We start from the raw sequence: 14,257 nt of genomic DNA, 5'->3' as shown, positions 1-14,257 counted from the left end.
CCGATTCCCTAACTGTCCTGGCCGGCCAGCCCCCTTGAACGCAGCACCCTGCGTTCAAGGGGAGCGAAGACCAGCAGATTGACCAGGATGCCCACGCACAGGATCAGGATGATCGCGCAGAAGGCCAGGCCCATGTCGCCCGCGTCCTGGGCCTGTTTGAGGAGTCGGCCCAGACCGTGGCCGAGCGCGGGGGAGACGGCGATGATCTCGGCGGCCATCAGCGAGCGCCAGGCGAAGGCCCAGCCCTGCTTGAGTCCGCCGACGTAGCCGACCAGCGCCGCGGGCAGCAGCACATGCCGCACCGACGCCAGCCGGCGGGCGCCCAGATTGCGGCCGACCAGCAGGAACAGCGGCGGCACCTGGTCGAGACCGGAGACCAGTCCGAGCGCGATCGAGGGCACGGCGCCGAGCAGCACCACGCAGTAGAGGGCAGTCGGGGTCACGCCGAAGAACATCACCGCGGGAGGGACCCAGGCCACCGACGGCAGGTTCTGCAGCCCGGCCAGGATCGGCCCGAGCGCGACACGCAGCGGGCGCAGCCGCCCGGTCAGGAGTCCGAGCGGGGTGCCGATCAGCACGGAGGCGGCGAAGCCGAGCAGACCGCGCGAGACGCTCTGGCCGACGCTGGGCCACACGTCGCCCTGCTGGAGTGCGCCGCGCATGCTCTGCCAGACCTGGACGGGTCCGGGCAGCACCCAGTCGGGTTCGACGCGCGCGAGGAAGACCGCCTCCCACACCGCGACCACCAGCAGGACGGCGAGCAGCGGTGGCAGTGCCTTGCGGCGCAGCGAGGCCGCGGCGCCCGCGGGCCTGCGGGCGGGTGTCTCCAGCGCGTCGAGACCGGCTTCCACCAGGTCGCTGTCAGGTGCCCGCATGGCGGCTGATCTCCTCTCGCAGCTGTTCGGTGATCTCGGCGGCCAGTTCGGCCACCGCGGCGTCCTCGATCCGGCGCGGCTGGGGGATGTGCACCGTCCACTGGCCGGCGATCCGGCCGGGGCGGGAGGAGAGCAGGACGACGTGGCGGCCGAGTCGCACCGCCTCGCGGACGTTGTGGGTGACGAAGACGACGGCGCAGCCGGTCTCCTGCCACACCCTGATCAGCTCGTCGTGCAGCACGTCGCGGGTGATCGCGTCGAGCGCCGCGAACGGCTCGTCCATCAGCAGGACCTTGCTCTCCTGGGCCAACGCGCGGGCCAGCGCGACCCGTTGGCGCATCCCGCCGGAGAGTTCGTGGACCGGTCTGTCGCGGGCCCCGGCCAGCCTGACCAGCGCGAGCAGCCGTTCGGCCTCGGCGCGGCGCTCGGCCCGCCGCACGCCGCGCAGCCGCAGCGCGAGTTCGACGTTGCGCCCTGCCGAGAGCCAGGGGAACAGGGCCGCGTCCTGGAACATCAGCGCGGCGTGGCCGCCCGCGACCTCGACCTCGCCGGAGGTGGGCAGGTCGAGGCCGGCGATCAGACTGAGCAGCGTCGACTTGCCGCAGCCAGAGGCACCGATGACGCAGGTGAAGCCCCCCGACGGGACGGTCAGGTCGATGTCCTCGAGCACAGGCGGCTGGACGCCTCCGGGCCTGGGATAGCTCTTGGTGACGCCGCGGAGAACGACAGCGGGCTCGGACGCCGGCTCTGTGGTGGCTGCCGGCGGTGCCGTGCTCGATGCGATGCTCAAGGTCTTGCTCCTTTCCGATGAGGGGGCTCGCAGGTTCAGCGGGGGAGGGCGGGGGAGCCGCGTGCGGCGAGGGCGCGGTCGAGCAGGGTCAGGTCGTACATGCCGGTGACGCTGGTCTTCTGCAGCACGCCGACGGCCACCGCGTGCTGGACCAGGGTCGGCAGCGAGGCGCTGACCGGGTCGTCGGTGAGGCTCAGCTCGCTCCAGGCGCGGGAGAGTTCGGCGGGCTGCAGCGTGGTGCCGGTCAGCGTGCGCAGGGCGGAGCCGGCCGTCTGCTGCGCGGCGGCCGGGTTGGCCGCCACCCAGTCCTGGGTATCGAGTTGGGCGTTGATCAGGGTCTGGACCGTCTGCGGGTGTGCGGTCAGGTAGGAGGTGGCGACGACCAGTTCGGTGGTGGCGAAGCGGCCGTCCGGCCACAGCGACCGCTCGTCCACCAGGACGTGCCCGCCGCCCTCCTCGACCAGGCGCGAGGCCCAGGGCTCGGGCAGCCAGGCGCCGTCGAGGCGGCCGAGCCGGAACTGGTCGAGGGTGGTGGCGTTGCTCTGCGGGACGACGGCGACGTCTCCGCCGCCGTCCGGGTCGGTGCGCAGGCCCTGTTGGCTCAGCCAGTACCGCAGGGCCACGTCCTGGGTGTTGCCCAGCTGCGGGGTCGCCAGGGTCCGGCCCTTGAGCTGGGCGGGTGTCGTGATGCCGGCGCGCACCACCAGCTCCGCGCCGCCGATGGTGGCGCCCGCGACCACGCGCAGGGCCTCGCCGTGGCTGCGCGCGTACGCGTTGAGAGCAGCGGAGGGGCCGACGTAGGCAGCGTCCAGATGGCCGCCGAGCAAGGCGGTCATCTCGTCGGGGCCGGCCTGGAAGACCTGCGGTTCGAGCCGGGTGGACCCGAGGTCGTGGGCGTAGAGGCCTTTGGCGACCCCGATGACGGCACTGGCGTGGGTGATGTCGGCGAAGTAGCCGAGCCGGAGCGTGGCCGCGGGCCCGGCACTGGCGGCCGCCGAGCCCCCGCAGCCGGACAGCGCACCGAGTAAGAGGAATACCATGAGCATGACAATTGGATTTCGACGTGCGGGTTCAGTCGCCATGGCGGGCCGCTCCCACATCCAGGGCGCCGACCATGCCGGCGGTCAGCGTGGACCCGTCCGCCTCGTCCACCAGCAGGAACGAGCCGGTGCGCCGGTTGGTGCGGTAGTCGTCCATCGGCAGGGGGCTCGCCGTGCGCAGCGTGAGGACTCCGATCTCGTTGGCGTGCAGGCTCTCCGGCGCGGCTTCGACGCCCAGGGTGGTGACATCCAGCCGGACGTCCAGGGAGCTGACGACCGCTCGGGTGGTGCTGGTCGCGTGCCGCAGCAGCACCCGGGTGCCGGCGCGCAGCGGCCGGTCGGCGAGGTGGCACACGGTGGCGCGGACGTCCCTGGTGAGCCGCGGCTGCGCGGCAGCCGGCACGATCAGGTCGCCGCGTGAGACGTCCAGGTCCTCCGTCAGGCGAAGGGTGACCGACTGCGGGGCGAGGGCGAAGTCCACATCCCGCTCCCCGAGCCGGTCGATCGCCGCGATGGCGCACTGCCGCCCCGACGGCAGCACCACGACCTGGTCGCCGCGGCGCAGGACGCCGGAGGCCAGTCGGCCCGCGTAGCCGCGGTAGTCCCGGAACTCGCCCGCGTGCTGCGGGCGCAGGACGTACTGGACGGGGAACCGGGCCGGGTGGGTGTCCGGGTCCTCCTCCACGTCCACCTCCTCGAGGTGCTCGAGGAGCGTCGGCCCGCCGTACCAGCTCATCTCCGACGAGGGGGTGACCACGTTGTCCCCGCGCAGGGCGCTGATCGGGATCGGGACGAGTTCGGGCGCCCCCAGCCTGGCCGCGTAGCGGGCGCACTCGTCGGCGATCGCAGTGAAGACCGCCTCGTCGCCGCCGACCAGGTCCATCTTGTTGACGGCCAGGACCATGTGCGGCACCCGCAGCAGAGCGGCGACCGCGACATGGCGCCGGGTCTGCTCGGTGACGCCGTTGCGGGCGTCGACCAGGACCACGGCCAGTTCGGCGGTGGAGGCGCCGGTGACCATGTTGCGGGTGTACTGCACGTGTCCCGGGGTGTCGGCCAGGATGAACCGGCGTCTGGGGGTGGCGAAGTAGCGGTAGGCGACGTCGATGGTGATGCCCTGCTCGCGCTCCGCGCGCAGGCCGTCGGTCAGCAGCGCGAGGTCCGCAGCCGGGAGTCCGCGCTCGCGCGACACCCGCTCCACGGCCGCGAGTTGGTCGGCCAGCACCGCCTGGCAGTCGTGCAGCAGCCGGCCGACCAGGGTCGACTTGCCGTCGTCCACCGACCCCGCGGTGGCCAGCCGCAGCAGCGACACCTCGGGTGCGCCGGCTACGGCTACGGCGCCGTGGCCGGCCGCCGCCGTTCTGTGGTGATGGAGCGTCATCAGAAGTACCCCTCACGCTTGCGGTCTTCCATCGCGGCCTCGGACATCTGGTCGTCCGCCCGGGTCGCGCCCCGCTCGGTGAGCGTCGAGGCGGCGATCTCCAGGATCACCTCGTCGACGGTCAGCGCGTTCGAGTCGACGGCGCCGGTGCAGGACATGTCCCCCACCGTGCGGTAGCGCACCTGGCGCTGCTCCACCAGTTCGTGGGGGCGCGGGCCGCCCCAGTCGCCCGGGGTCAGCCACATGCCCTCGCGCAGGAAGACGCCGCGTTTGTGGGCGAAGTAGATCCCGGGCAGCGCGATGGACTCGCGGGCGATGTACTGCCACACGTCCAGCTCGGTCCAGTTGGACAGCGGGAAGACCCGGACGTGCTCACCGGGGCGCCGGCGCCCGTTGTAGAGCGACCACAGCTCGGGTCGCTGGCGGCGCGGGTCCCAGGCGCCGAACTCGTCGCGCAGCGAGAAGACCCGTTCCTTGGCCCGGGCCTTCTCCTCGTCCCGTCGGCCACCGCCGAACAGGGCGTCGTGCCCGCCCCGGGCGATCGCGTCCAGCAGCGGAACGGTCTGCAGCGGGTTGCGGGTTCCGTCGGGGCGCTCGCGCAGGCGGCCGTCGTCGATGAAGTCCTGGACGCATGCGATCGTCAGCCGCAGTCCGTGTTCGGACACCGTGGCGTCGCGGTGGGCGAGCACCTCGGGGAAGTTGTGGCCGGTGTCCACGTGCAGCAGTCCGAAGGGCACCGGCGCCGGCCAGAAGGCCTTGAGCGCCAGGTGCAGCATCACGATGGAGTCCTTGCCGCCGGAGAACAGCAGCGCGGGCCGTTCGAACTGGGCCGCGCTCTCACGGAAGATGTGCACCGACTCGGACTCCAGCACGTCCAGATGGGAGAGCCGCCGCGTCGGCGGGCTCTCGACGACCGGCGGGGCCGCCCCCTCCTGGCCGCTCATGCGTGCAGACCGCATTCGGTCTTGGCCGCGCCGGCCCAGCGGCCCGAGCGCTGGTCCTGGCCGGGCAACGGGCGCCGCGTGCACGGCTCGCAGCCGATCGAGGTGTACCCGTCCTGGAGCAGCGGATTGACCAGGACGCCGTGGGCGGACTCGTAGGCCGCTACGTCGTCCTGGCTCCAGGCGGCCAGCGGGGAGATCTTCACCATGTCGCGCTTGGCGTCGTAGTCGACCACCCGGATGCGGGCACGGGTCGGCGACTCCGCTCGGCGCATTCCGTTGAGCCAGGCCGTGTACGGTCCTAAGCCCCGGTCGAGCGGCTCGACCTTGCGCAGCGCGCAGCAGAGCTCCGGGTCGCGCTCGTGCAGCCGCGGGCCGTACTGCGCGTCCTGTTCGGCGGTGCTCTGACGGGGTGTCAGCGAGACCAGGTTGACCTGGTACGTCTGCGCCACGGCGTCGCGGGTGCCGATGGTCTCGGCGAAGTGGTACCCGGTGTCCAGGAACAGGACGTCGATCCCGGGGGCGACCGTCTGGGCCAGATGGACCAGGTGGGTGTCCGCCATCGAGGAGGCGAGGACGAGCCCCGCGCCGAAGGTGCGGTGCGCCCAGGAGATGATCTCCTCGGCGCTCGCGTCCGTCAGAGCGGCGTCGGCCTCGTCCGCGAGTGTGCGAAGTCCCGTGTCGGGGGCGAGCGCCGTGGGAACCGATTTCCCGTCGGCGCTATCTCTCACTCCCATAGGAAGTCTTCCTTTCCCTGGCCTGAGTGGGCACCACAGGTATACACCTGAGTGAGCATCACAGGTATACAGCGAACGCGCATTCGACGCCAGCCCCGACCGTGAAATTAACATCGCCGACCAAATCGGTGTAGCCGGCGAATCGGAGGCAGTTAATCCAGTCTGGTTAAGATCCGGTTCAGACTCCCGGCCGGAATTGGTTGATCTTGAATTGGCGGCCGGTCGAATGTCACGGCAAGACCTGTCGAGTGTCATGGCGAGACCCATTGCGATTGAGCCGCGTCCATGCCAAGGTTACCCACGAGTTCGTACTGCACCCCGCCCTCGGTGGGGTACGACTCAGCGTGGAGTGGTGACTTGAGGATTTTGAGTCACGGCTCGTGACTTGTTCTGGACATGCCACGCAGTGTGTGGCATAGTCGCTTGCCCGGCTGCCTACCCCCACCAGGCATGCTGCCCCCTGCGCATCCAGCACATTTCTGGCACACCTTTTCCCGGCCGACCGCCTGCCCTTTTTCGGCGACCGCGCCCGGGCATTTCATGCAGCTATTCTGCACGGTAATTTCCTGCATCCCCCGGCATTTCAGCATGGAGGTGGAGATATGCATGTCCTGGTTCTCGGCGGCGACGGATTCTGCGGGTGGCCGACCGCGCTCTACCTGTCCGATCGAGGTCACGACGTCACCGTCGTCGACAACCTGAGCCGCCGCGCGATCGACCTGGAACTCGAGGTCCAGTCGCTCACGCCCATCCGGCCCATCGGCGAGCGGCTGCGCGCGTGGCGCGAGGTCTCCGGGCGGGAGATCGGCTTCGTACGGCTCGACCTGGCCACCGAGTACGACCGGCTGGCCGCGTTACTGACCGAGCTGCGGCCCGACGCCGTCGTGCACTTCGCCGAACAGCGCGCCGCGCCCTACTCGATGCGCTCCACCCAGACCAAGCGCTACACGGTCGACAACAACGTGCGCGCCACCCACAACCTGCTCGCCGCGCTGGTCGCGACCGGGACCGACGCCGCGCTCGTCCACCTGGGCACCATGGGCGTCTACGGCTACGGCTGGTCCGGCTCCGCCCCGATCCCCGAGGGCTACCTGACCGTCAAGGTCCCCACCCCGACCGGCGATCTGGAACGCGAGATCCTGCACCCGGCCCACCCCGGCTCGGTCTACCACCTGACCAAGACCCTCGACCAGCTGATGTTCTCCTTCTACGCGGCCAACGACCAGGTCCGGATCACCGACCTGCACCAGGGCATCGTCTGGGGCACCCAGACCGAGCAGACGGTCCGCGACGAACGCCTGGTCAACCGCTTCGACTACGACGGCGACTACGGGACGGTCCTCAACCGCTTCCTGATGCAGGCCGCGGTCGGACACCCGCTGACCGTGCACGGCACCGGTGGCCAGACCCGCGCGTTCATCCACATCAGCGACACCGTCCGATGTATCGAGATCGCGCTGGCCAACCCGCCCGCCGCGGGCGAGCGGCCGATGGTCTTCAACCAGGTCACCGAGACCCACCGGGTGCGCGACCTGGCCAAGTTGGTCAGCAGCATGACCGGCGTACCGGTGGCGAACCTGCCCAACCCCCGCCGGGAGGACGACGAGAACGAACTGATCGTCCGCAACGACCGGTTCCTCGGGCTCGGGCTCGAACCCACCACCCTGTCGGACGGCCTGCTCAGCGAGTGCACCGACATCGCCGAGCGCTACCGCTCGCGCGTCGACCTCACCAAGATCATCGCCAGGTCCGTCTGGCGCCCCGGGATGACGATCGCCGACGACCTGGTGACCGAACTGCTCACGCCCCGGCCCGCGGACACCCGCCCCTAACATGTCGGCGCCGGCCCGGCGCGGACATCCCAGCACAGCAGAGACCGCATGGGCGCAGCACGCCGTACGACCCCTCCGCAGACGCCGGCCCACCCCGGGGCCGGCTCCGGACACGGCGCTGCGCCACGACAGGACAGGAGGCACAGATGGCCAAGCCCTCGCGCCCCGTGCGCGGTATGAACGCGGCGCTCGCCAGCGGCGAGGCGGGGGTGGGTGAGATCAGGCCGGCCAGAGCGCCGATGGGCGTCAAGCAACTGGCGGTGGCGGTGAGCGTGGCGCTCGTCGGTTCGGGCATCGGCGTACTGACGTACAACGCGATCGCCTCGCGCCCGGTGAGCTTCAGCGGCGAGGTCGCCCCCGCACACGCCTACTACCTGAACTTTCCCAACACGGCGACGGTGCAGACACTGACCGTGCGCCCCGGCGACCACGTCAAAGCCGGCCAGGTGCTCGCGACCCAGGTGAGCAGTGTGGCGGCGGCGAACCTCGCAGCGGCGCAGGCCGCCGTCGACGCCGACAACGCCCTGCTCACGCAGGACCGGAACCCGCAGACCACCGCGGACCAGATCGCCCAGAACCAGCTCGACGTCGCCAAGGCGCAGGCCGCGACCACCACCGCACAAGGGGCCCTGACGCTCGCTCAGAACGAGGCGCAGAACGCGACCGCCGCCCAGAGCACGGTGGTCACCTCCGATCAGGCGACCCTGGACAACGACACCACGCACTACGCGCTGTACTGCTCCGCGACTCCGGCCGGGCCGACGCCTCCCGCGCCCCCGGCTCCGCCCCCGGCCGCGCTCACCCCCATACCCGCGCCCTCGGCCTCCGCGCCGTCACCCTCCGCCTCCGCCTCCCACTCGACCACCCCCGCCCCGCCCACGGCGGCACCCTCGACCCCGGTCGGCCAGGAGGAGTTCTGCACCAACCTGCAGTCCCAACTCGACAAGGACTCGGCCGCGTTGGCCCAGGCCCAGGCGAGCCTGGGAGCGATCCAGTCCTCCAACCAGGCCCAGGAGCAGCAGGACGCCGGCCGCCTCTCGCAGAGCCAGGTCGTGCTCCAGACAGCCCAGGCCAAGGTCGGCGCCCAGGGCACCGCCCTGACCCCGGCGACCATCGCCCAGGCCCAGTCGCAACTGGCCACAGCCCAGGCCCAACTGGCCTCTGACCAACTGGCGTTGCGGCAGACCTCGATCGTCGCACCGGCGGACGGGGTGGTGGCCGACACCGCGGGAGCCGCGGGTGATGTCGTCGGCCCCGAGGGCGTGCGCACCTACGCGGGTCCCGCGGCGCAGAGCGGCACCCTGGTCAACCAGCAGCCGGGCATCCAGCTGTTCGTCCCCAGCGCCGCCCCCGGCACCGCCTCCAGCACCAGCGAGAACGGCGCCTACTCCGCCGTGGTCACGGTGTACGCCGGACCGCTCAGCGTCACCGCGCAGCTGCCCGAATCCGAGATCACCGCCGTCCACCAGGGCCAGGCCGCCACGCTGAACGTCTCGGCCACCGGTCACACCGTCACCGGTCGGATCAGCCAGATCCTGCTGGACCCGGCCCGCGTGCCCGGCGGGACCTACTACGACGTCACGATCACCACGGATTCCCAGCAGTCCGACCTGCTGGCCGGCATGTCGGTCGATGTGAGCCTGGGATGACCTCCCGGACCACCCCCGGCGGCCGGCCGGTGGCCGCGCCGGTCGCCGGGCACGACCTGAGCCCGTTCCAGCGCGCGACGCTGGCCTATCCCCACCGGCGCTTCCACGCCGTGGTGGAACGGCGCGGCGCCGGGGCGGGCGACCTGCTGCCGGCGGTCCTCGCCGCCCTGGAGGCCATGCCGGTCCTGCGCTGCGCCCTGCTCGACCGGCCGGGCGCACGCGAGGGCCGACAGCAACCGCAGCCCAGTCGCCACCAGTTGAGCCCCGACGGCCGGGGCTGGCGGCTGACCGCCGGCACCCTGGAGGTCAGCGTGGCCGACCTCGCTGACGGCGCCCGCCTCCGCCTCGAAGTGAGCGGCGATCCGCTGTTCGCCGACCGCGCGACGGTGGGGCTGCTGCTCGCCGACATCGAGTCCCGGCTGGCCGGCCGCACGGGCCGCACGGGCCGTACGGGCCGCTGGGGCGACTTCTTCGCCGTCGCTGCCCGGCACCGCGCACTGCTGGACGCCGAGCGGCTGCTCGCCCCGGAACGCCATGGGCGCACCCCGCGGACCCAGTCCACGCCCAGCCCCGCGCTCACCGCCCTGGGCCTGGACGGCCTGACCGCCCGCGGCGAGGGCGTCCGCGTCGAACACCGGGTGGCTGGACCGGGTGCCGACGCCTTCGCGCGCCTCGCGCTGGAGGCGCTGCTGCGCAGGCTGACCGACGACGCCCCGCCGCTGGCCGAGCTGGTCGACATCCGCGGCCTCCTGGGCCCGGTCCGGCAGGCGACCCCGGGCCCGCTCACCCAGGCGGTGCCCCACGTCGCCGGGCCCCGGCTGGAGGCCAGTGCGCGCAGCGAGCTGGCCCGTCGGGCGAGGGAGGCGGCAGCCGGGCGGCCGTCGGTCCTGCGGCCCGCGCTGGCCGAAGGATCCGCCGTCCCGCTCTTCCTGCTGGACCAGGGCGAACTCGCCGTACCGCCGGGCTGGCAGCTGCTGCGCTGGTCCGAACTGCGCGCGGGCGCCGTGCTCCTGAGATCCGTCGCCGACCCCGGCGGCCTGCGGCTGAGCGCCGAGAGCACCAATGCGCGCACGGCCGTGGCCCTGCGGACCCTGCTGGCCATGTGGGCGGCCCTGCTGACGGACATGGTGGCCCACCCGGACCGCCCGCTGCAGCTGCTCTCCGTGCTCCCGAGCAGCGAACTCGACTCGCTCGCAACCCAGTTGACCACGCTCCGGGAGCCCGCCGAGGACCTGTGCACTCGGCTGGCCCGGCTGGCCGACCAGGACCCCGCAGCTCCCGCGCTGCGGGACGGCCGGCAGACCCTCAGCCGCAGCGACCTGCTGGGCCGAGTGGGCGCTCTCGCCCACGAGTTGGGCGGCGGCGCGGCGGGCCAGGTGGTCGCCGTCCTCGCCCGGCCGGGCGCCGGTCTGCTGGCCGGCTACCTGGCAGCCATGTGGCGCGGAGCGGCCTTCCTCCCGCTGTCCCCGGACGAACCGCCGGCAGAGCTGGCCGAGGCGATCCGCCGCTCGGGCGCCACGGTGCTGTTCGCCGGCCCGGACGCCCCGCACGTCGCCGTCCCCGGGCGGACCGCCATCGTGGCGCTGGACGGCGGCGCTGCGGCGCAGGATCCAGGGCGCCCCACACCCGTCCCCGCCCGGGCGGCGGCCTGCCTGCTGCGGACCCCGGGCGCGAGCGGCGGGCCGGAGTTCGTCCGCATCCCGAGAGCCGGCCTCGACAACCACCTGCGCTGGGCCGCCGAGGAGATCCTGGCCGACCACCCGCCGTTTCCGGTGCTGGCCTCTGCGCTCTGCGACGCCAGTCTCAAGCAGCTGCTCGGCCCGCTGTACGCCGGCGGAGCCACCTGGGTCCCCACCGCGCGGCCGCACGAACGCGCCGCGATGGTCGCCGAGTTGAGCACCGCCACCGGCCCGCTCGTGCTCAACTGCCTGCCCAGCTACTGGTCGGAGCTGCTGCACGAGGCCGAGGCACAGGCGCCCCCGTTGGCGCTGTCGGGGGTGGCCCGGCTGCTGCTCGGCGGCGAGGCCCCGGGGCGGGCCCTGCTGCAGCGGACCCGGCAGGCCTTGCCAGCCGCGCAGATCTGGAACCTCTACGGCCCCACCGAGGCGACCGGCACGGCCAGCATGGGCCTGCTGCTGCCGGGCCAGGAGACGCACGTCGGCCACGGCGTCGCCGGAGCCCACGTCGTGGTGGCCGACGCCCTGGGTAACCCGCTGCCGCCCGGGGTCCACGGCGAGGTCTGGCTCACCGGGCCGGGACTGTCCCCGGGCTACCTGCACCCGGCGGCGGACGGCGCCGCCTTCGCCGAACTGCGCCTGGGACAGGCCCGGGTGAGCGCCTACCGCAGCGGGGACCTGGGCGTGATCGGGAGGTCGGGTCAGCTCCAACTGGACGGCCGCCTCGACACCCGCCTTGAAGTCTCCGGTCGATGGATCGAACCCGCGGGCATCGAGCAACTCACCGAGGGCCTCAAGGGAGTTCGCGACGCGCTGGTGGTGACGGACGATCGCGGGCGGGAAGGGGTGCTACGCGTCTTCGTGGTCGGCGAAGCCGAGCCGACCAGGGTGCTGGGCCAGCTGCGGCAACTGCTGCCCGCGCCGCTCACGCCCGCCTCGGTCACGGTCCTCGCGGCCTTCCCGCGCCTCGCGTCGGGAAAGGTCGACCGAGCCGCCCTGCTCGCCTTGACCACAGGCGCTCTGGTCTGACGTTCGCCGTGCCCCTGCACTGCGAGGCGCCGGCGCCGGAGCGGCTGGGACGGCGCTGCGGGGATAGCCTGGAAGCGTCGCTGCGGTGGGTAGTTGAAGCGTGTGCGAGCTCTAGGAGGGTTGTCCCATGGCCACTTCTCAGCCGGCGCCTCCGGCCACCCGTCAAGGCCCCCTGGGGCCGGCCGCGACCGTTACGGTCATCGCGTTACTGGTCGTCTTCCTGGCGGCCCTGGTCGTGCTCGGCGTGATGCGCGGCGACAAGAACTGGGACCGGCTGATCTACCTGCTCTCCGGCCTCGAAGCAGTGGTCTTCGCCGGCGCCGGTGCGCTCTTCGGCACCACCGTGCAGCGGGCCCAGGTCGTGGACGCGAAGCAGGAGGCGGTCGCCGCGCTGGAGCGGGCCGACGCCAGCGAGGGCGATGCGCTGGCCGGCCGTGTACTGCACCGCGGGGTCATGGAGCGAGCGCAGGAGCGGGCCGCCGCCCGACAGCCGTTCTCCGCCGGGATACGGGCGGGCCGCCCCACCGCGTCTGCCATGGCGGGGACCCGCACGGCGGAGACGGACCTGGCAGACCTGGCCCGGCTGGCCCGGACCCTGTTCCCCGACCGGTGAGCAGCACGCCGCCTGAGTGCCCTTGGACCGACCGGCAAGTGGTGGGCGGTCTTATGCGCCGCCGAGGCGGATGGCCTTGATGAGGAGCAGCACGGCGCTGAGCACGAGGTAGCCGCGCAGCGCCAGCATGCCGAGCCGCAGGCCGGGGGACCACTGGACGGGCTTGAGCAGGGCGAGCGGGGGCATCCGCCAGGCCAGTTTCTCGGCCGCGGGCAGCACCGGTCGCGGCGCCGGGACGCCGGAGCGGCGCCGGGCGATCCCCAGCCCGGCGGCCGCCACGGCCAGTGCGACGACGAGGGCGATGGCGAGCCAGACGGTGAGTGCCTTGACATCGATGGTGGGGAAGAGGGTGGTGGTCATCAGGGTGGCGGAGAGCAGAAGCAGGACGGTGATGATCAGCGCGGCGAGGAGGTTGAGCCAGCGGGGGTTGACCCAGGGTCCGAGGACTTCGGCGTCGTTGCAGAGCAGCAGCAGGAAGACGCTGGCCGAGGGGAGAAGGAGTCCGGCCAGTGCCTGGACGGCTTCGGTGATCACGCCCAGCGGTGCGCCGGGGATGAGGACGATGCCGGCGGCCAGCAGCACCATGAGGCTGTAGGAGGCGTAGAACTTCTTGGCCTCGCCGAAGCCGCGGTGCAGCGAGTGGCGCAGGTTGAAGACGTCGCCGAAGGCATAGCTGGTGGCGAGGGTGACGGCGGCGGCGCCGATGATGCTGGCGTCCATCAGGACGATCGCGAACATCACGGCCAGGGCGTGGCTGTGCTGTGCGAGGGCGTGGGCGACGCCGGCGGCGTCGGTGAAGTGGCCCGCGTAGCTCGTGCCGCGTGCGGCGTAGTCGGCGATCATGACCAGGGCGGCGGCGCCGACGACGACCACCAGGGAGCCGATGACGGTGTCGGCGCGCTCGTAGCCGATGAAGCGCGGGGTGATGCGCTTGTCGATGACGTTGGACTGCTGGAAGAACAGTTGCCAGGGCGCGACGGTGGTGCCGACGATGGCGATGATCAGCAGGACGGCGTCGCTGGAGATGCCGCCCTGGATGCCGGGGACGACGAAGTGGTGTGCGGCCTGGCCCCATTGGGGTCCGGACAGCAGGGTGAGGGGGATCAGCAGCAGGCTGACGGCGATGAGGGCGAACATCGCGCGCTCCCAGCGGCGGAAGGAGCCGCTGGCGGTGACGGCGATCAGCAGCAGGGCGGCGGTCGGCACCACCCAGTACTTGGAGGCGCCGAGGTATTCGGCAGCGAGCGAGATGCCGATGAACTCGGTGACGATCGTCAGGAAGTTGAGGACGAAGAGGTCTCCGACGCTGAACCAGCCCCAGAACTTGCCGAACCGTTCGTTGATCAGGCGGGCGTGCCCGACGCCGGTGACCGCTCCGAGGCGGACCACCATCTCCTGGTTGACGATCAGGACGGGGATGAGCAGCAGCAGGACCCAGAGCAGCGAGTAGCCGTAGTTCTGCCCGGCCTGGGCGTAGGTGGCGACGCCGCCGGCGTCGTTGTCGCCGACCATGACGATGATGCCGGGGCCGACGATCGCCAGCAGCGTCAGCAGCCGGGTCTTCAGGCCGGGGCGGTCTTCGGCGTGCCCGACGGAGATGCGGCCGAACGCGCCTTCGATGTCGCCGAGATGGGCTTCGTCCAGCACAGCGCTGGGTCGTGGCGCGGGCTTGGGCTTCGGCGGTGCGGGCGGTG

Annotated in this window: 11 protein-coding genes; 4 read left to right on the top strand and 7 right to left on the bottom strand. The window is 72.2% G+C overall.

From position 1 onward, the window contains the following. Positions 1-8: 8 nt before the first annotated feature. Genes P3T34_RS03295 through P3T34_RS03270 form a run of 6 tightly spaced genes read right to left on the bottom strand, consistent with a single transcriptional unit; the run spans position 9 to position 5,764 of the window. A complete protein-coding gene (locus P3T34_RS03295) occupies positions 9-875 on the bottom strand; it encodes an ABC transporter permease (protein ID WP_280664443.1) in 867 nt (288 codons plus the stop codon). After that, entirely contained in the window at positions 862-1,659 is a 798-nt protein-coding gene (locus tag P3T34_RS03290; RefSeq protein ID WP_280671800.1) for an ABC transporter ATP-binding protein, read from the bottom strand. Before P3T34_RS03290 ends, P3T34_RS03295 begins: the two co-directional genes overlap by 14 nt. A 41-nt stretch (positions 1,660-1,700) precedes the next feature. Beyond that, the gene (locus P3T34_RS03285; protein WP_280664442.1) at positions 1,701-2,705 is read right to left on the bottom strand and encodes an ABC transporter substrate-binding protein; all 1,005 of its coding nucleotides are present in this window, start codon (positions 2,703-2,705) and stop codon (positions 1,701-1,703) included. Between the two features lie 31 nt (positions 2,706-2,736). Next, positions 2,737-4,086 (bottom strand): GTP-binding protein, encoded by a 1,350-nt coding sequence (locus P3T34_RS03280; protein WP_280664441.1) that lies wholly within the window; start codon positions 4,084-4,086, stop codon positions 2,737-2,739. Then, entirely contained in the window at positions 4,086-5,030 is a 945-nt protein-coding gene (cysD, locus tag P3T34_RS03275; protein ID WP_280664440.1) for a sulfate adenylyltransferase subunit CysD, read from the bottom strand. The genes P3T34_RS03280 and cysD overlap by 1 nt, the downstream gene beginning before the upstream one ends. Further along, positions 5,027-5,764: a phosphoadenylyl-sulfate reductase gene (locus P3T34_RS03270; protein ID WP_280664439.1), complete on the bottom strand. Its 738-nt coding sequence runs from the start codon at positions 5,762-5,764 to the stop codon at positions 5,027-5,029. Before P3T34_RS03270 ends, cysD begins: the two co-directional genes overlap by 4 nt. Positions 5,765-6,366: 602 nt before the next feature. Here P3T34_RS03270 and P3T34_RS03265 point away from each other — a divergent pair. The 4 genes from P3T34_RS03265 to P3T34_RS03250 all read left to right on the top strand — a co-directional run bounded on the left by P3T34_RS03265 (position 6,367) and on the right by P3T34_RS03250 (position 12,563). After that, positions 6,367-7,596 carry an NAD-dependent epimerase/dehydratase family protein gene (locus P3T34_RS03265; protein ID WP_280664438.1) on the top strand — a complete coding sequence of 410 codons (1,230 nt, stop codon included), beginning with the start codon at positions 6,367-6,369 and terminating at the stop codon, positions 7,594-7,596. A 146-nt stretch (positions 7,597-7,742) separates the two neighbouring features. After that, positions 7,743-9,245, top strand: a complete 1,503-nt coding sequence (locus P3T34_RS03260; protein WP_280664437.1) for an HlyD family efflux transporter periplasmic adaptor subunit — start codon at positions 7,743-7,745, stop codon at positions 9,243-9,245. After that, the gene (locus tag P3T34_RS03255; RefSeq protein WP_280664436.1) at positions 9,242-11,950 is read left to right on the top strand and encodes an AMP-binding protein; all 2,709 of its coding nucleotides are present in this window, start codon (positions 9,242-9,244) and stop codon (positions 11,948-11,950) included. The genes P3T34_RS03260 and P3T34_RS03255 overlap by 4 nt, the downstream gene beginning before the upstream one ends. Positions 11,951-12,077: 127 nt before the next feature. Beyond that, positions 12,078-12,563, top strand: coding sequence for a hypothetical protein (locus tag P3T34_RS03250; RefSeq protein WP_280664435.1), 486 nt, complete (start codon positions 12,078-12,080; stop codon positions 12,561-12,563). Positions 12,564-12,614: 51 nt separating this feature from the next. Here the strand turns inward: P3T34_RS03250 and P3T34_RS03245 are convergent, their stop codons facing one another. Beyond that, positions 12,615-14,210 carry an Nramp family divalent metal transporter gene (locus P3T34_RS03245; RefSeq protein WP_280664434.1) on the bottom strand — a complete coding sequence of 532 codons (1,596 nt, stop codon included), beginning with the start codon at positions 14,208-14,210 and terminating at the stop codon, positions 12,615-12,617. Between the last annotated feature and the right edge of the window lie 47 nt (positions 14,211-14,257).

It is taken from the genome of Kitasatospora sp. MAP12-44 (assembly GCF_029892095.1).
Lineage (GTDB): Bacteria > Actinomycetota > Actinomycetes > Streptomycetales > Streptomycetaceae > Kitasatospora.
The sequence above is the reverse complement of the archived record's forward strand: the minus strand, read 5'-3'. Positions and strand labels throughout refer to the sequence as shown.